The sequence below is a fragment of the Bacillus sp. ISL-75 genome (genome assembly GCF_018613095.1).
In genome coordinates, this window is record NZ_JAGGQX010000094.1 from 26,092 (window position 1) to 44,289 (window position 18,198).

The 18,198-nt window shown below is 39.7% G+C and carries 15 protein-coding genes; all 15 read right to left on the reverse strand.

Annotation, left to right across the window (positions count from 1 at the left end; all coding sequences use genetic code 11):
• Positions 1-4: 4 nt before the first annotated feature.
• Positions 5-1,000 (reverse strand): aromatic acid exporter family protein, encoded by a 996-nt coding sequence (locus J7E63_RS28745; RefSeq protein WP_215018715.1) that lies wholly within the window; start codon positions 998-1,000, stop codon positions 5-7.
• A 112-nt stretch (positions 1,001-1,112) separates the two neighbouring features.
• Positions 1,113-1,835, reverse strand: coding sequence for an amino acid ABC transporter ATP-binding protein (locus J7E63_RS28750; RefSeq protein ID WP_168245001.1), 723 nt, complete (start codon positions 1,833-1,835; stop codon positions 1,113-1,115).
• Entirely contained in the window at positions 1,828-2,487 is a 660-nt protein-coding gene (locus J7E63_RS28755; protein WP_168245002.1) for an amino acid ABC transporter permease, read from the reverse strand. Before J7E63_RS28755 ends, J7E63_RS28750 begins: the two co-directional genes overlap by 8 nt.
• Before the next feature lie 62 nt (positions 2,488-2,549).
• Complete coding sequence (locus J7E63_RS28760) at positions 2,550-3,326, reverse strand: ABC transporter substrate-binding protein (protein ID WP_215018717.1); 777 nt, start codon at positions 3,324-3,326, stop codon at positions 2,550-2,552.
• A 208-nt stretch (positions 3,327-3,534) separates the two neighbouring features.
• The gene (locus J7E63_RS28765; protein WP_215018718.1) at positions 3,535-4,707 is read right to left on the reverse strand and encodes a M20 family metallopeptidase; all 1,173 of its coding nucleotides are present in this window, start codon (positions 4,705-4,707) and stop codon (positions 3,535-3,537) included.
• A 131-nt stretch (positions 4,708-4,838) separates the two neighbouring features.
• On the reverse strand, positions 4,839-5,276 hold the full coding sequence (locus J7E63_RS28770; protein WP_088088895.1) for a BrxA/BrxB family bacilliredoxin: 438 nt from the start codon (positions 5,274-5,276) through the stop codon (positions 4,839-4,841).
• Between the two features lie 84 nt (positions 5,277-5,360).
• Positions 5,361-6,485: a methylmalonyl Co-A mutase-associated GTPase MeaB gene (gene meaB / locus J7E63_RS28775; RefSeq protein ID WP_215018720.1), complete on the reverse strand. Its 1,125-nt coding sequence runs from the start codon at positions 6,483-6,485 to the stop codon at positions 5,361-5,363.
• Positions 6,485-8,683: a methylmalonyl-CoA mutase gene (gene scpA / locus J7E63_RS28780; RefSeq protein WP_215018722.1), complete on the reverse strand. Its 2,199-nt coding sequence runs from the start codon at positions 8,681-8,683 to the stop codon at positions 6,485-6,487. The genes meaB and scpA overlap by 1 nt, the downstream gene beginning before the upstream one ends.
• Positions 8,664-10,562, reverse strand: coding sequence for a methylmalonyl-CoA mutase subunit beta (locus J7E63_RS28785; RefSeq protein ID WP_215018724.1), 1,899 nt, complete (start codon positions 10,560-10,562; stop codon positions 8,664-8,666). Before J7E63_RS28785 ends, scpA begins: the two co-directional genes overlap by 20 nt.
• 129 nt (positions 10,563-10,691) lie before the next feature.
• Positions 10,692-11,990, reverse strand: coding sequence for a dihydrolipoamide acetyltransferase family protein (locus J7E63_RS28790; protein ID WP_215018725.1), 1,299 nt, complete (start codon positions 11,988-11,990; stop codon positions 10,692-10,694).
• 139 nt (positions 11,991-12,129) lie between these two features.
• On the reverse strand, positions 12,130-13,113 hold the full coding sequence (locus J7E63_RS28795; RefSeq protein WP_168245010.1) for an alpha-ketoacid dehydrogenase subunit beta: 984 nt from the start codon (positions 13,111-13,113) through the stop codon (positions 12,130-12,132).
• 12 nt (positions 13,114-13,125) lie between these two features.
• Complete coding sequence (locus J7E63_RS28800) at positions 13,126-14,121, reverse strand: thiamine pyrophosphate-dependent dehydrogenase E1 component subunit alpha (protein WP_168245011.1); 996 nt, start codon at positions 14,119-14,121, stop codon at positions 13,126-13,128.
• Positions 14,122-14,303: 182 nt separating this feature from the next.
• Complete coding sequence (gene lpdA, locus J7E63_RS28805) at positions 14,304-15,725, reverse strand: dihydrolipoyl dehydrogenase (RefSeq protein ID WP_168245012.1); 1,422 nt, start codon at positions 15,723-15,725, stop codon at positions 14,304-14,306.
• Between the two features lie 21 nt (positions 15,726-15,746).
• Positions 15,747-16,850, reverse strand: a complete 1,104-nt coding sequence (gene buk / locus J7E63_RS28810) for a butyrate kinase (protein ID WP_215018727.1) — start codon at positions 16,848-16,850, stop codon at positions 15,747-15,749.
• A gap of 222 nt (positions 16,851-17,072) precedes the next feature.
• Positions 17,073-18,176: a Leu/Phe/Val dehydrogenase gene (gene bcd, locus J7E63_RS28815; protein ID WP_215005185.1), complete on the reverse strand. Its 1,104-nt coding sequence runs from the start codon at positions 18,174-18,176 to the stop codon at positions 17,073-17,075.
• Positions 18,177-18,198 lie beyond the last annotated feature (22 nt).

Below are 18,198 nucleotides of genomic sequence, written 5' to 3' on the forward strand. Positions count from 1 at the left end.
TTTCCTAGTTTGCTTCAATCTTTTTCTGTTCATTCACTTTTGAAGAAGTTTTTATTCCTTTAAACGAACTTTTTATAATCAGATAGTCATTCATTTCATTTACTAGTTGAAGTAAGGCTGCTCTCGTTTCAAATTCTTCTCTTGTCTTCGGGAGCTCCATTTCCTCAAATTCCTTTTTCATTTCTCTTAATTTTTCAATATAAATATGAGCTGTATTTCCAGGATGAACATTCTCAGAAAGTTCTTCCAGAAACTCAGCTACCATATGCCCTTGCTTTACTGTACGCGTAATGGAGGTGACAATCGGTAAGATACGTTCGATAATTTCAAATTGCTTCCCTCGCATTTTAAAATAATGAAAATATAAATTGTCATCTCGTAAAAAATGGTTTTCAACATCCTGAAGAGCTAGCGTTATAGCTTCATCGAGTAAACAAGCGCTAACCGTAATCTCTTTTCCATCCCAATTACTATCTCCCGTCCGTAAATAACATACCATTTCACCGAAAATGATTTTAAAATTCTCCTCAATTTCGCTTTGATAGTCCTTTAATTTTTTATCAACGCTCGGCATATAAAGATTAATCAGGAGTGCCACGCCAATTCCAATCGTGATCACTCCAAGTTCATTTAAAAAAATTGCCAGGGAGATTTTCTCTGCCATATAAATATGTAAAATAATGACACTGCTGGTCACAATACCATCAGGTGCCTTCAGCATCACAATCGTCGGTATAAAGAAAAATAACATGATCCCAATAACAATTGGGTGATAGGAGATTCCCTCAAAAAATATAGCCGAAAATGGCATTGCTAATACACAGGCTAAAAATCGATCTCCTGCTGTTCGGAGCGATCTCCGCTTCGTCACCTGAATACATAAAATGGTTAATATGCCAGCGGAAGCAAAATTATCCAGTCCAAGCTGCTGCGCAATTAAAATCGAAATAGCAGTACCAACAGCTGTTTTAATTGTTCGGTAGCCAATGCGAAATTTCATAGTAATCTCCCCAAAATAGAAAAAATAAAAAAGATGATCGATTAGACCATCTTTAGCATATCCCTATTAGAGTATTTTTTGCAAGAAATCATGATAGTAAAGATTGATTCTACTACAATACTTTCTCTAAAAAGTCCTTTGCTCTGCTTGTCCGGGGGTTATTAAAAAATTCATCAGGAGAGCCTTCTTCTAGTAATACCCCTTCATCAAGGAAGATAATACGGTCAGAAACCTCACGAGCAAATCCCATTTCATGTGTAACAATAGCCATAGTCATTCCGGATTGAGCAAGATCCTTCATAACATTAAGTACTTCCTTGACCATTTCTGGATCTAGCGCTGATGTTGGCTCATCAAATAACATTAACTTCGGTTCCATGGCAAGTGCACGAGCTATGGCAACACGCTGCTTCTGTCCACCTGATAAATTATTCGGATAGGCCTTTTCTTTCTCGGTAAGCCCCACACGAGCTAACAATTCGCGTGCTTTTTTTTCAGCAAGTTCTCGCGATTCACCTTTTACTTTCATCGGAGCATAGGTCAAGTTTTCCAAAACCGACAGATGTGGAAATAAATAAAAGTGTTGAAAAACCATACCGATTTGTTCACGAACTTTCAATATATTCGTTTTGCTATCAGTAATCTCTTGATTATTAATCCAAACTTTCCCTTGCGTTGGTGTCTCTAATAAATTTAAACAGCGTAAAAAGGTGGATTTACCAGAGCCAGATGGTCCAATAATCGAAACTACTTCCCCACTATCAATATTGGTTGAGATATTTTTTAACACCTCGTTATTGCCAAATTGTTTATAGAGGTTTTCTACTTTAATCACTGTACTTCAGCCTCCGTTCAAACCGTTTCCCTGCCAAAGTCAGCACCATTACTAAGATCCAATAGATTAATCCAACAAAGATTAATGGTTCAAAATTACGATAAGTATCCGCTCCGACAACTTGCGCACGACGCATCAAATCTAGATAACCAATCGTAGAAACGATGGCTGATTCTTTTGTTAAGGTAATAAATTCATTCATCAATGCAGGTAAGATATTTTTTAGTGCTTGAGGTAAGATTAGGTCCTTCATCATGAGACGATAAGGAACACCTAGAGCTTGAGCTGCTTCGGTTTGACCTTTATCAACCGCTTGAATTCCGGCTCTGATGATCTCCGAAACATAGGCGGAAGAATTTAAGCCAAAAGCTAAGATTGATGATAAAAATGGTGAGATGTCATAACCCGTTAATTGCGGGATCGCAAAATAGATTAGCATTAATTGTAAAATTAATGGTGTACCACGAAAAATAGATGTATATGCATCTCCAAACCAATTTAATGCTTTGATTCGTGAAATTTTACACAAAGCTAAAATTGTGCCGAGGATAAAACCTAAAATAATCGAAATAATAACAAATTTTAATGTAACCCATATTCCCTCTAAAATAAAAGGAATATAAGGCACAATTTGGCTAAAGTCCAAATTCATGCCTTACACCTCACTTTATAATTTTCTTTGCGCCGTTAGTCTAGTTGCCATTTATTTTATGCTTATTGCTGGTCTTTTAACCACTTGTCCTTTAATTCTTGGAGTTTTCCGTTCTCCTCCATGTCTTTAAGAACCTTATTTACATCATCAGTTAAATCACTGCCTTTTGGAAAAGCAACTGCCATTCCAGGAGAACTTGTTGTTGGATCATCAAATCCAGCTAAACCTTGTTCCTTTACATATCCTGTTGCAACTGATTTATCCATATAAGCAACCTGGATACGATTAGATAATAATTCTTGAATTAAAGTTGTTGCATTGTCTAGCGGCTTAATCGTAAAATCAACCTTTTTTTGAAGTGTTTTGGCACCCTCTTCTTGAATGGTTCCTAACTGTACTCCAACCGTTTTTCCTTTAAGATCATCGATAGTTTTAATTTTAGAATCTTTAAGTGTGATAAACATTTCACCTGAATGATTATAAGCCGTTGAAAAATCAACATTTTGTTTGCGTTTTTCTGTTGCTGACATACCAGCAAGTACCAAATCCACACGTTTAGCCTGTATTGCACCGATTAAACCATCAAACTTCATGTCTTTAATCTCTAGTTTATAACCTAATTCTTTTGCAATAGCATTGGCTAAGTCAATATCAAATCCCTCGACCTTACCTGATGGATCTCTTGATTCAAATGGAGCAAAATCAGCTGATGTGGCCATCGTTAATACCTTCTTATCTTCTGTTTTATCACCATTTGCCCCGTCCTTATTACCCTGGCCGCAAGCAGCCAACACCACTAATGTTAAAATCATGGTAAAAAATAAAAATGTTTTTTTCATGATGACTCCTCCTATGATTAATAATATCTGCTTATTCTAATTTGAATTTTTATTCAACAAAACGAATATTAACACATGGGATTTGTTTTGAAAAGATATTATATTAATATAAAAATATTCCAAAAATTCTGCACTCTGATATATTGGGATAATATTAAAAGCAAATAAAAAGCACCTCCTTGAGAAGAGATGCCTTTTTGAGATTTTGTTAATGATTGCCTACTACTGTTTGCCTAAATTCATTTTTCATTTTTTCCAATGCTTCTTTATTGGTTATTAAATCAAATCCTGTTAAGGCAAGGGCCAAGGCACCTCTAGAAAGAATTTGATGGGAATTGTCAGTGATGGTTAAGTCGGCAAATTCCCTTGTATGTGCAATTAGTCCAGGCGAATCAAGACCAATATAAGGATGTATCGCAGGAACAACATGACTTACATTTCCCATATCAATGGAACCATATGAATCCTTCGCTTTCTTAACTTGCTTTACACCTGCCGCTAAGAGATTGTCTGTAAATAATTGGGATAATGCCTTATTGGTAACCATGTTATCATAGCTCAATTCGTAGTTTTCAATATGAACCTCTGCACCTGTCATTAGAGATGCACCTTTTGCTATATTAATTACCTTTTGAACAACCTCGTTTAAATAGGTACGATCCTTTGCCCGAACATAAAACTGAGCTACTGCTTTATCTGGGACAATATTGGCTGCTACTCCGCCTTCTTTAATAATCCCATGGATTCTAACATCAGAAGTCACATGTTGACGAAGTGCATTGATGCCATTAAATAATTGTATAACAGCATCCAATGCATTAATTCCCATCTCTGGAGAAGCTGCTGCATGACTTGTTCTGCCACGGAAGTCAAATTGAATCGCATCCATCGCTAATGAATCACCACTCTCATAGGATTCATCAGCCGGGTGTAAAATCATAGCTGCATCGATATCATCAAAAATACCTTGTTCAGCCATTGGAACTTTTGCACCGTTTGTTTCTTCAGCAGGTGTTCCTAATACAACTACACGTCCGCCAATTTCATCTACCACTTTACTTAAGAGAGCTCCAGCCCCGGCACTCATCGTTCCAATCAGATTATGACCGCACCCATGTCCAACCTCAGGCAGCGCATCATATTCCGATAAATAGGCAATCGTTGGTCCCTCCTTCTTAGAGTCGTATACCGCTTTAAATGCAGTAGCTCGGCCAACAATTCCTTTATCAACTACAAATTTATGTTCTTCAAGGAATTCTATTAACTGTTTGCTAGATTCAAATTCTTGATCCCCTAATTCAGGATGATGGTACAAAGAATCACTTATCTCCCATAATCTATGTTTAATGATTTCTAAATAATTTTTTAATAAATGCTTCATGCTAGAATTTCCCCTTTAGTATGAGTAAAATTACAAAATAATTAATAAATATACATTAAAAATATCATTTTGACAATAAAAAAGGCCAAATCGATAGATGATTTGACCCTTCCTTCATTCGGATTCTTTTATTAAACTTCTTCGCAATATTCATCAAATTCTTTTTGAAGCTTTGACACAACTGTTGCTGGATCAAAACCTTCGATTTGATGTCTTTCAACCATTGTAATAATCTTGCCGTCCTTTAAGAGGGCAAATGATGGGGAGGATGGCGGATAGCCAGTGAAATAACTTCTTGCTTTTTCGGTTGCTTCTTTATCCTGTCCAGCAAAAACAGTGACAAGGTGATCAGGGCGCTTATCAAAATGTAAGGCATGTGCTGCTGCAGGACGTGCAACACCGCCCGCACAACCACATACAGAATTAATCATTACTAAAGTGGTCCCTTTTTGCTCAAGTGCTTCCTCTACATCTGCAGGTGTTTTCAACTCTTTATATCCGGCAGACACGATTTCTTGACGTGCCTGGTTAACAACATCATTCATAAAAAAATTAAAATCCATGCTCATTAAATTCACTCCTTAGATTTATGACTATATCTACATATTAACAGTAAAAATGTTTGATTATCAAATATCAATACTTGTGGCAGCTTATTCTTTTTTTTGAAAAAAAGTCTTAAAAAGACTTTCCACAGCAGAAGCGACTGTCTTTCCACCTGCAATTACTTCATTCTCTAATTTTGGCAGCTGGTTCATGATCTCAGGATGGTGATAAAAATGATAGTGCAACTGATCCGTAATCATTGCATGGAGCCATTCTCTTGATTGGGCATTCCTTCTATCTTCCAAGACTCCAGTGAACTTTCCTCTCGATTCAAATGCTTGAATAACTTCCCATATCTTATCAATTCCTACTTGAGTCAAAGATGAACAGGTATGGGCTTTTGAAATCCAACCTTTTGTCGCTGGCTGCAGAAAGTGAAGGATTCGATTATAATCTTTCCTTGTCAATTCTGCCTTTTGTTTATTATCCCCGTCTGCTTTATGGACAATTATCGCATCAGCAAGCTCCAGGATCCCTTTCTTCATGCCTTGCAGTTCATCACCTGCTCCAGTCAGCACCAGTAGCATAAAAAAGTCGACCATATCCCTGATGATAAATTCACTTTGTCCGACACCGACCGTTTCTATTAATATCACATTAAATCCCGATGCCTCACATAGCAGCATCGATTCTCTTGTTTTTCGATGAACACCACCGAGCTTTCCTGCCGATGGTGACGGACGGATAAACGCACGTGGATTCCTTGCTAACTGTTCCATACGCGTTTTATCTCCCAAAATACTCCCACCCGAGATACTCGAAGTTGGATCAATTGCTAATACAGCCACCTTTAGACCCAAACTGCAGAGATACATTCCAAACTCTTCGATAAAAGTACTTTTCCCAGCACCAGGCACCCCAGTAATTCCAACCCTTATCGAGTTTCCGCTGTAAGGCAGCAATCTTTGCAGTAACTCTTGTGATTTTTGGAAATGATGCTCTGCATTACTTTCTACAAGAGTAATAGCACGAGCAAGCAAGCCTCTGTTTCCTTTCAGCACCCCGTCAAATAATTCTTCAACTTCTGGTTCTGAAGAGTTACGTTTTTTAAATCGAATATTTTTTTGCAAAGAAGTTGCTTGACCTTCAAGTTCCTCCCCTTTTCTTACCACACTTGAGCAAAGTTCGGGCTTTCTTGGATCGCTCCATTCGGGTTTTTGATCTGCAGCCATTACTCTGCCACTTCCTCATAACCGAGTTGAAGATAAATTGCCTTGATTACTTTTTGCGCTGCTATCGGAATCACTGTCCCAGGTCCGAAGATAGCCACTGCTCCGTTATCGTATAAAAATTGGTAATCCTGTGCTGGAATAACACCACCAATAACAACTAAGATATCTTCACGTCCTAGTTTTTTCAGTTCAGCCACTAATTGTGGCAGTAGCGTCTTGTGCCCAGCAGCAAGCGAGCTCATACCAATGACATGGACATCGTTCTCAATTGCCTGCAAGGCCGTTTCTTCTGGTGTTTGGAATAATGGACCAATATCAACATCAAATCCCAAATCAGCAAATGCAGTGGCGATGACCTTTGCCCCGCGGTCATGTCCGTCCTGACCCATTTTTGCAATCAGAATTCTGGGTCTTCTACCTTCATTCTTCAGGAATTCGTCGGACATTTCTTTTACTATCAAAATTTCTTCCTCATTACTAAAAGCTTTACTATATACTCCGCTAATTGCATGGATGACCGCTTTATGTCGATTTGCTACTTTTTCGATGGCATCGGAAATCTCCCCAAGAGTCGCCCTCGCTCTTGCCGCCTTGACAGCAAGCTCCAAGAGGTTGTACTTACCTGTTTCCGCTGCTTTCGTTAAAGCGGTTATCGTTTCTTCCACTTGTTTGTCATCACGATTAGCTTTTAATACATTTAATTTTTCAATTTGTTTCAATCGAACCGCTGTATTATCGATATCTAAAATATCAATTGCTTCTTCCTTCTCAAGGCGGTAACGGTTGACACCAATGATGACTTCTTTTCCAGAATCAATTTGTGCTTGCCTTCTAGCGGCTGCCTCTTCAATTCTCATTTTTGGAAGCCCAGTCTCAATGGCTTTAGCCATGCCACCTAGACCTTCAATCTCCTCAATATGTGTCCATGCTCTATTAACCAATTCATCTGTCAATTTTTCAACGTAATAGGAGCCTGCCCACGGATCAATAACATTTGTAATCCCCGTTTCTTCTTGCAAAAACAATTGCGTGTTTCGAGCAATCCGAGCAGAAAAGTCAGTTGGCAGTGCAATCGCTTCATCCAAGGCGTTTGTATGCAGGGATTGGGTATGCCCCATTGCCGCAGCATGTGCTTCGATTAATGTACGTGTAACATTATTAAAAGGATCTTGCTCTGTCAAACTCCAGCCAGATGTTTGCGAATGGGTGCGTAACGCTAATGATTTTTCATTTTTAGGATGAAAAGATTTCATCATTTTTGCCCAAATCAATCGAGCAGCACGCATTTTAGCTACTTCCATGAAATAATTCATCCCAATTGCCCAAAAAAAGGATAATCTTGGTGCAAATGAATCTATTTCAATTCCTGCCTTGAGACCCGTACGTACATATTCCAGACCATCCGCTAGTGTATAAGCTAGTTCTAAATCAGCTGGTGCACCAGCCTCCTGCATATGATAGCCCGAAATACTAATACTATTAAACTTTGGCATGTATTTTGACGTATATTCAAAAATATCAGCTATTATTTTCATTGACATTTCCGGAGGGTAAATATAAGTATTACGAACCATATATTCCTTTAAAATGTCATTTTGAATGGTTCCAGCCAGCTTCTCCTGCCTTACACCTTGTTCTTCAGCCGTCACGATGAAAAAAGCAAGAATGGGCAGAACGGCCCCGTTCATGGTCATTGAAACGGACATTCGGTCTAAAGGTATCCCCTCAAATAACGTCTTCATATCAAGGATAGAATCAATGGCCACCCCTGCTTTACCGACATCTCCGACAACACGTGGATGATTAGAGTCATAGCCGCGGTGAGTGGCTAAATCAAAGGCAACCGATAATCCCTTTTGCCCCATCGCTAAATTTCTACGATAAAAGGCATTGCTTTCCTCTGCAGTTGAAAAGCCTGCATATTGTCTCACTGTCCACGGCCGATTAACATACATCGTTGGATAAGGCCCTCTTGTATAAGGAGGGAGTCCCGGCAGATTGTCTATATGCTCAAGGTCTTCACGATCTTCTTTTGTATAGAGCGGTTTTAAACTGATTTGTTCATTTGTCTCGAACAGTAAATCATCAATGGAGGTATTTATCTCTTGGTGTACTTTTTGCTTCCACTCTTCTTTGGTCATAAAACTTTGATCGTCAAATAAAGAAATATTTTGAAAATCAGGCTTTTGTTTCTTCAATCTTGCTCACCTCCAGGTCGTTAAGGATTGTCGTAAGCGTTTCGTAGCAATTGCTTTTCATATGGATAAACTGCTTAATACCAGCATCCTTCCATTGGTCCAGTTCCTCTTTTTCTGGAAGGCCTGCTAAGTAAAAAATCAACTCAGGGAATTCAGTTTTTAGAGCAGGGAGGATTTCATAACCGTTTATTTCATATTGTTCATTCGTTCCGCATAAGCAATAATACTTGGCAGGCGTTTCTAAAATAAATTGTCTAGCATCCTCTAAAGATAATATCGGCTTACTTTCGGCTGCTTTCAAACCGCCTGCTGCAAGAAAGCCCTTCATAAAATCAAGTCTTGCTTTGTGCTGCTTTAATCCACCAAGACAAATCAACCCTACAGTCGGCTTTGAGCCTAATTTTTCTTCGAGATCCTTTGCCTTATTTCGCAATTCTTCAAATGGTTCTGCCAATCTCAGATCAGGAATGGCCTCCATTTTTATTAACGAGTGTTCCATATTAGTAAAATATGAATTTCTCGTTTGAGTTTTTTTATGCGTAACAATTTCATCCAGATTAGCATAGACATTTGTTCCAACAATGCTTTTCTTTCTTGTTTGAACATCTTGATTCTTTTTTTCATAGACAACAGCAATCTCCTGCTGCAGCCAATTTGATTTTAAAGTTTCTAGAATGCCACCATTTGCTTCAATTTGTTGAAAAAATCCCCAAGCTTTTTCAGCTAAGTCATTGGTTAGTTCTTCCACATACCAAGAACCTCCAGCTGGATCTATCACTTTTGTTAGATGTGCTTCTTCCTTCAAAAGAAGTTGAGTATTTCTAGCAATTCTTTCCGAAAACGAAGTGGCACCTGTGAGATCATCGAAGGGTCGTACATGCAAGTATTGAATGCCCCCAACCACGGCCGCAAAGGCTTCATTTCCAGCACGCAGAAGGTTTACATACGGGTCATTTACTGTTTTTGTGAAAGAAGAAGTTTCAGCAGCTATATGCATCCTGCCCCTATCATCAGTTGATCCGTAAACATTACTTATTCGATTCCACAGTACTCGAGCGGCGCGAAGTTTTGCGATTTCCATAAAAAAATTGCTGCCAATCGAAAATTGGAAGATCATTTTTGCAAAGATTTCATCCAGTTCCATGCCTGCATTCTGAAGGTTTTCAAGATAAAATACCCCTTCAGCCATTGCGATCCCTAGTTCTTGAACAGCGCTCGCCCCACCATTATGATATGGAGCAGTATCTATTAGAATTGTACGCACATTAGGCAATTTCTCATTTGAGTGGACAATGTTTTTTACCCAATGATTGAAAAATTCCTCAGAAATACATCCCTCTTCAGCGAAAATGGCGACGGGATCAGCCCCAATATATCCTCGGATTTTGTCGATAGCCCCTTCTTGATCCGCCATTCTTTCTAATTCCGAAAGAAAAGCAATTTGTAAACCTTTTGCGTTAATTGAAAATGGATATTGACAATAGGATTCTCCTAATAATTTTGCTAGGTTTGTTTCGACTTCTAGTAAAGCTTTTGAGACTTTAAATGAAATAGCCGTTTGGCCTTTATTAATTGATTGTCTGAGTTTCTGCTCCAAGTCTTCTGCGGTTTGATAGGAGAGTTGTTGGGCGACCACCCAGTCATTCGTCAAGTAACCTAACGGATAGGTCCCTCTTCTAAAATCTGAACCTCCTGGAAAATCAGATACTAGTCGCTCATCTTGGTGGGTATAAAGCGGTTTCAAAATAATGTTTTCATATGTAGTAGTTTGTAAGGATTCAACCGTTTTTCCTTTTAAAGATTGCTCTGCTTTAGTTTCCCATTCATGTGTGGATCCTGAAGGAAAAGACTGGTTCTTTATTTTTTCCAAACTTTTCATCCCCCTCCCATTATACATAATTGAATTAAAATTCAATTAATTCTACTAAGTACTATTTTATGGTACAAACACAATTCAAGCAATTAAAAACAAGATAACCGCTGCCAAGCATGGAAGCGGTTGTTTTGTTTAATAAATCGAAGTTGTTGATTTTGATGTATTTTCAAGTATTTCTTTTACGCGTTGTAGGAATCGGCCGCAAACAAGTCCGTCCAACACTCTATGATCAAGTGACATACATAAATTCACCATGTCACGGACAGCAATCATTCCATTATTCATGACAACTGGACGCTTGACGATGGACTCCACTTGCAAAATGGCTGCTTGCGGATAATTGATGATACCCATTGATTGAACAGATCCGAATGAACCTGTGTTGTTTACGGTGAAGGTTCCGCCTTGCATATCTTCTGATTTTAGCTTGCCTGTTCTCACTTTGACTGCAAGTTCAGAGATTTCACGTGCAATCCCCTTAACTGTTTTTTCATCTGCCTGTTTAATGACAGGAACATAGAGAGCATCATCCGTTGCCACTGCAATCGAAATATTGATATCTTTCTTTTGGATGATTTTATCTCCCGCCCACATCGAATTGATTTGCGGGAATTCTTTCAGTGCTTGCGCAACGGCTTTGACAAAGAAAGCGAAGAAAGTTAAATTGAAGCCTTCTTTTTTCTTAAATTCATCTTTGAGGGAATTGCGGTACTCCACCAAATTAGTTGCATCCACTTCAATCATTGTCCAGGCATGCGGTGCTTCGTGTTTACTGCGCAGCATATTAGCGGCAATCGCTTTGCGGATGCCTGTCACAGGGATTTCAATATCACCAACTGCAACCGGAATATTGACAGATTGTGCAGATGCTGTAGGCGTAGAAACTGACTGAGCTGCTGCTTGTGTTGGTGCTTCCACAACTGCTGACTCTTTGTTAGCTTCAACATTTTGTTCTGCAACTGGAATATTTCCTGATTCAATTAATTTTAATAGATCTTTTCTGGTAATTCGCCCGCCAGCACCGGTGCCTGACACCTTTGTTAAATCGATCCCATGCTCTTGAGAAATTTTTAGAACTGCAGGTGAATAACGGGCCTTGTTTCCTTGGTCCACTGGTTCTGCACTTACTGCAACGCTTTGTGCAGCGGCATCGCTTGTTACTAAAGCCGCAGTTTCCTGGGGAGTTCCACCTTCCATTTCAATTGTGCAAATCATTTCACCAACTGCTAATGTTTCACCTTCTTCAGCGATTAACTCCTTAACCACACCTGTAAAGGAGGATGGAACTTCTGCATTTACCTTATCTGTCATAACCTCTGCTAGGGGGTCGTATTTATTTACTTTATCGCCAACGGATACGAGCCATTTACTAATCGTACCTTCGGTTACACTTTCCCCTAACTGAGGCATTTTGATTTGTTCAATTACCACTTTTTACACCCTCCTATTGTCCAGCTCCAGCGCCTAGCCCCTCGAGTCGCTTCGGTCCTGCCAATGAAGTCAAAAAACGACTTCACTGTCAGGACCTCCATCGCTTGTCGGGGCTGAACGAGTCGCCTCCGCTTTTCGTTTAATACTCAGCAAGCTCGCGCATGGCTTTTTCGACTTTATCCGGATTTACCATAAAGAATTTTTCCATTGTTGGAGAATACGGCATTGCCGGTACATCCGGTCCAGCTAAGCGCATAATTGGTGCATCTAATTCAAATAAGCAATTTTCAGCTATGATCGCAGAGACTTCGCTAATAATGCTGCCTTCTTTGTTATCCTCTGTAACAAGAAGGACCTTACCCGTTTTCGATGCAGCTTCAATGATTGCTTCTTTATCAAGTGGATACACGGTCCTCAAATCAAGAATATGTGTTGAGATTCCATCCTTCGCTAATTTTTCAGCGGCTTGAAGGGCAAAATGAACACATAGACCATAAGTAATAACAGTAATATCTTCTCCCTGGCGCTTTACATCCGCTTTTCCGATTGGAAGGGTGTAATCATCAGTCGGGACCTCACCTTTGATTAATCGATAGGCCCGTTTATGTTCGAAGAATAATACCGGATCATTATCACGGACGGCAGCTTTTAATAGTCCCTTCGCATCGTAAGGTGTGGAGGGCATCACAATTTTCAATCCAGGCTGATTAGCAAAAACAGCTTCAACTGACTGGGAATGATAAAGTGCACCATGAACACCCCCGCCGTATGGCGCACGAATAACCATCGGACAGTTCCAGTCGTTATTGGAGCGATAGCGGATTTTTGCTGCTTCCGAGATAATTTGATTAACTGCCGGCATAATAAAGTCGGCAAATTGCATTTCGGCAATCGGCCGCATGCCGTACATCGCTGCACCGATTCCTACCCCAGCAATTGCTGATTCGGCAAGTGGTGTATCAATGACACGCTCTTCCCCAAATTGCTCATACAATCCTTGCGTTGCCTTAAACACACCGCCCTTTACGCCAACATCTTCACCAAGGACAAATACCCTTGGATCTCGTTCCATTTCTTCTCGCATTGCCATTGTGATTGAATCAATATATGAAATTATCGCCATGTTACATCCCCCTTACAAATCCGCATAAACATATTTCAGTGCTTCTTCAGGTGCAGAATAAGGAGCATTTTCTGCATAGTCAGTCGCTTCATTCACTTGCTTCATCACGCGGTCATTGATTTCCTTTTCCAACTCATCATCCATGACACCAGTTTCCTTTAAATAGGCCCCAAAAGTTATAATTGGGTCTTGTGTTTTGGCTTTTGCAACCTCATCTGGAGCACGGTAGGATCGGTCGTCATCATCAGAAGAGTGTGGAGTTAGACGATACGATATGGTTTCAATTAATGAAGGGCCTTCCCCACGACGGCCACGTTCCGCTGCTTCCTTTACGACTTTATAAACTTCTAATGGGTCGTTCCCATTAACAGTAAAGCCAGGCATACCATATCCAATTGCACGATCTGAAACCTTTTCACAAGCTAATTGTTTTTCGATTGGGACAGAGATCGCGTACTTGTTATTTTCACACATGAAGATAACTGGAAGTTTATGTACACCAGCAAAGTTTGCCCCTTCATGGAAATCCCCTTGGTTAGAGGAACCCTCTCCAAATGTTACAAACGTAACCAGGTCTTTTCTTTCCATCTTCCCGGCAAGGGCAATTCCAACTGCATGTGGAACTTGAGTTGTAACTGGCGAAGAACCTGTGACAATCCGATTTTTCTTTTGACCAAAATGGCCAGGCATTTGCCGACTACCAGAGTTAGGGTCTTCTGCTTTTGCAAAACCGGATAGCATCAGTTCCCTTGGGGTCATACCAAAAGCCAACACTACCCCCATATCACGATAATACGGAAGAACATAATCTTTTTCACGATCTAGTGCAAATGCTGCTCCCACCTGTGCTGCTTCTTGACCTTGACAAGAAATAACAAATGGTATTTTACCAGCACGGTTCAATAACCACATCCGTTCATCAATTCGGCGGGCTAAAAGCATAGTTTCATACATTTCCAATACTTTTCCGTCGCTTAAACCTAAAGCATCATGACGCTTTTCTGTCATTTATTTCATACCTCCCAATTGTTCATAGAAATGCGGAAGCGCCTTTATCAGCCCCGACAAGCGCTGGAGAGCCTGCCGATGAAGTCGTTCTTTTGACTTCATCGACAGGATCGAAGCGACCTCGAGGGGCTAGGCGCTGCAGCTAGACACTAAAACCTTTACAATGTTTTTTATTAATTCTTTTAAGAATGGATTGCTTTCCCATCAACTGCGAGTGCAGCTTCACCAATTGCCTCTGACAAAGTTGGGTGTGGATGAATTGTATGTGCAATTTCCCACGGTGTCGCATCTAATACCATCGCAAGTCCTGCCTCGGTAATCATATCCGTTACATGTGGACCAATCATATGCACCCCAAGAATATCATTGGACTCCTCATCAGCAACAATTTTTACAAATCCATCAGATTCTCCAAAAACAAGTGCCTTCCCAATAGCACGGAAAGAAAACTTACCAATTTTCACTTTATGACCTTTTTCTATTGCTTGATCTTCTGTTATCCCGACGCTTGAAACTTCTGGATTACTATAAATACATCTAGAGACCAAATTATAGTCAAATGGAGAAGGATCTTTCCCAGCGATATGTTCAACAGCTACAATCCCTTCATGTGAAGCAACATGGGCCAGTTGTAATCCACCAATCACATCACCAATCGCATAAATATGTGATTCTTTTGTTTGAAAAAATTCATTTGTTAAAATAAAACCCTTCTCCACTTGTATTTCTGTATTATCAAGCCCAATTCCTTCTGTATTTGCTTGACGTCCAACCGAAACTAGAATTTTTTCTGCTTTAAACTCTTTCAATGCTCCTTTAACTTCTGCAGAAATTGCCACGCCATTATCCTTAACCAACGTTTCTGGGAGCACTTTTGCACTTGTAACAAGTTTAATTCCCTTTTTCTTCATTAAGCGCTGCATTTCTTTTGAGATTTCCTTGTCTTCTGTCGGAATAATGCGGTCAGCATACTCAATAACCGTTACTGTCACACCAAAATCCGATAACATAGACGCCCATTCAATTCCAATTACACCCCCACCAACAATTATGATGGAACTTGGAAGTGTTTCTAACTGCAATGCTTCATCAGAGGACATTATATATTCTCCATCAATTTCAAGCCCTGGAAGTGTCCTCGGTCTAGAACCTGTTGCGACAATTACATTTTTCGGAAGCAGCATTTCGTTTTCTTTCCCGTTATTCATTTCAACAGAAATTGTTCCCGGCATCGGTGAAAAGATGGATGGTCCCAAGATTCTGCCTAATCCTTCATAGACATCGATTTTGCCTTGCTTCATTAAATGCTGAACTCCTTTGTGAAGTTGATCAATTATTTTATTTTTCCGATCCTGTACTAAACTAAAATCAACCGTTACATCACTAGTGATAACCCCAAAATCTTTACTATGTTTGGTTGTTGCATAAACTTCCGCACTTCTAAGGAGCGCTTTACTTGGAATACATCCTTTATGTAAACATGTCCCGCCAAGTTTTCCTTTTTCTACAATAGCTGTTTTCAATCCAAGCTGAGAGGCCCTAATGGCAGCTACATAGCCACCAGTTCCCCCGCCAAGAACGACCAAATCATATTCTTGTGCCATTTTCTTTCCTCCCCAAGTACCTTAAATTTTAGCTGTTTTAAATTTACCCGGATAAACTTTTTCCTCTTCTTCACCTCGTAAGACTCGAAGTGCTCCTTCAGCTAGAGCTTGAAGTTCGTTTTCCCCTGGCTGAACAATAACATCAGCAATCCAATTAATTCGGTCGGTGATAGATTTCACAAATCCTTTTCCGTAGGCAAGGCCGCCAGTCAATATAATTGCATCCACTTTTCCTGATAATACAGCACTAGCAGCCCCAATTTCCTTTGCTACTTGATAGGCCATTGCATCATATACAAGCTTTGCCTCATCATCACCAGCTGCTATTCTTTGTTCTACCTTTACAGCATCATTAGTTCCTAGGTAGCCAACAAGGCCACCTTGGCCCACAAGCATCTTCATTATTTCATCACGGTAATATTCTCCCGAATAACAAAGTGCTACTAAATCCCCAACTGGAACGGTTCCAGCACGTTCAGGGCTAAATGGCCCATCTCCATGAAGACCATTATTTACATCAATTACCTTACCATGTTTATGGATACCAACGGTAATCCCACCACCCATATGGGTAACAATTAAATTTAAGTCATTGTATTTTTCCCCTAATTCCTTTGCTACCCTTCTTGCGACTGCTTTTTGATTCAAGGCATGAAAGATACTTTTCCGTTCAATTAAGGAAAATCCAGAAATTCTCGCTAGTGGTTCAAGCTCATCAACAACAACAGGATCAACGATGAAGGAGGGAATATTTAGTCCAGAAGCGATTTCGTATGCAATGATTCCGCCAAGATTTGATGCATGCTGTCCGGCATAACCAGACCGAAGATCAGCTAACATCACATCATTAACGGCATAGGTTCCACCTTCTATTGGTCTAAGCAAACCTCCACGGCCACATACAGCAGACAGTTTGGAAATATTTATACCTTCATTATCCAGTATTTCCAAAATTGTTGTTTTTCTAAATTCATATTGATCAATTATATTTGCAAAAGAGTTTATATCCTCTGAATCATGACGAATTGTTTTTTCTAAAATGGAAATATCATTATCGAAAACCCCAATTTTCGTGGATGTCGAGCCTGGGTTGATGACGAGAATCCGATATTCATTATCTTGCAACGTATTTGACCTCCATTTTGGATTTCTTATGGTTGAAGTCTTATGGTAATTTAATATAACTATAAGTGCCCTATGAAAGGCAAAGACGCTGAATTCCCATTCAGCGCTCTGCGGATATATTTTTGAGGCTTAGTTAAACTTGCCTGTTGATTTCCACTCCAGTCAACATAGCTACAAAAATCAACAATGACCTATAACACAGCAATTTTTAATATAAGGTTCCTATCTAGATATTCTATGACTTAAGATATGGTGGCCATTTTGGAGGAATTGGCTTCTTGAATTACGAATCCTTGCAATTCTTTCTTCTGCCATCCGATCCGCTGCTACGTATGTTGGAATACCATCACGTTTTGAAATTTCAATTACTTTTTCAATTGTTGCATAAAGCTGTTCAACCTTTTTCATTGCCCGTTCTTGGTTGTAGCCATAGAGTTCATCAGCAACATTGATTACCCCGCCAGCATTAATAACATAATCGGGAGCATAAACAATTCCCATTTCGTGGATGATATCACCGTGACGGGTATCTTTTAATTGATTGTTAGCTGAACCAGCAATAACTTTTGCTTTTAGCTGTGGAATCGTTTCATCATTAATTGTTGCCCCTAAAGCACACGGAGCATAGATATCACATTCTACACCATAAATTTCATCAGGGTCGACCGCAAGTGCACCAAATGCTTCAACAGCACGGTTAACCGCCTCTTTATTAATGTCCGTTACAATAAGTTGAGCCCCTTCTTCATGCAAATATTCACAAAGTGTATAGGCTACATTTCCAACACCCTGAACAGCAACTACTTTTCCTTCAAGTGAATCTGTTCCAAACGCCTCTTTTGCTGCTGCTTTCATACCGCGGTAAACACCGAAAGCAGTTACTGGGGAAGGATTACCTGATGAGCCAAACGCCGGTGAAATTCCAGTTACAAAATCTGTCTCTTCATGAATTAAATCCATATCAGCGACTGTTGTACCAACATCTTCTGCTGTAATATATCTGCCGTTTAGTCCTTGGATGTAACGGCCAAATGCACGAAACATGGCTTCATTCTTATCTTTTCTTGGATCGCCGATGATAACCGTTTTACCTCCACCAAGATTTAATCCTGCGGCAGCATTCTTATAAGTCATTCCTTTTGCTAAGCGTAGGGCATCTTCAATTGCAGCTTCTTCAGATGCATAAGTCCACATACGTGTTCCACCCAATGCTGGCCCTAAAGTTGTATCATGAATAGCAATAATTGCTTTTAATCCTGATTGTTTATCCTGGCAGAATACTACTTGCTCATAATCGTATTGTTCTAAGTACTTGAAAATTTCCATGTAAAATTCCTCCTCGAATATT

Excerpts from the sequence above, each read along its gene's own strand:
- J7E63_RS28745 (WP_215018715.1), bottom strand. The coding sequence starts at position 1,000 with ATGAAATTTCGCATTGGCTACCGAACAATTAAAACAGCTGTTGGTACT.
- J7E63_RS28755 (WP_168245002.1), bottom strand. The coding sequence starts at position 2,487 with ATGAATTTGGACTTTAGCCAAATTGTGCCTTATATTCCTTTTATTTTA.
- J7E63_RS28760 (WP_215018717.1), bottom strand. The coding sequence starts at position 3,326 with ATGAAAAAAACATTTTTATTTTTTACCATGATTTTAACATTAGTGGTG.
- J7E63_RS28765 (WP_215018718.1), bottom strand. The coding sequence starts at position 4,707 with ATGAAGCATTTATTAAAAAATTATTTAGAAATCATTAAACATAGATTA.
- J7E63_RS28770 (WP_088088895.1), bottom strand. The coding sequence starts at position 5,276 with ATGAGCATGGATTTTAATTTTTTTATGAATGATGTTGTTAACCAGGCA.
- meaB (WP_215018720.1), bottom strand. The coding sequence starts at position 6,485 with ATGGCTGCAGATCAAAAACCCGAATGGAGCGATCCAAGAAAGCCCGAA.
- J7E63_RS28785 (WP_215018724.1), bottom strand. The coding sequence starts at position 10,562 with ATGAAAAGTTTGGAAAAAATAAAGAACCAGTCTTTTCCTTCAGGATCC.
- J7E63_RS28795 (WP_168245010.1), bottom strand. The coding sequence starts at position 13,113 with ATGGCGATAATTTCATATATTGATTCAATCACAATGGCAATGCGAGAA.
- J7E63_RS28800 (WP_168245011.1), bottom strand. The coding sequence starts at position 14,121 with ATGACAGAAAAGCGTCATGATGCTTTAGGTTTAAGCGACGGAAAAGTA.
- lpdA (WP_168245012.1), bottom strand. The coding sequence starts at position 15,725 with ATGGCACAAGAATATGATTTGGTCGTTCTTGGCGGGGGAACTGGTGGC.
- bcd (WP_215005185.1), bottom strand. The coding sequence starts at position 18,176 with ATGGAAATTTTCAAGTACTTAGAACAATACGATTATGAGCAAGTAGTA.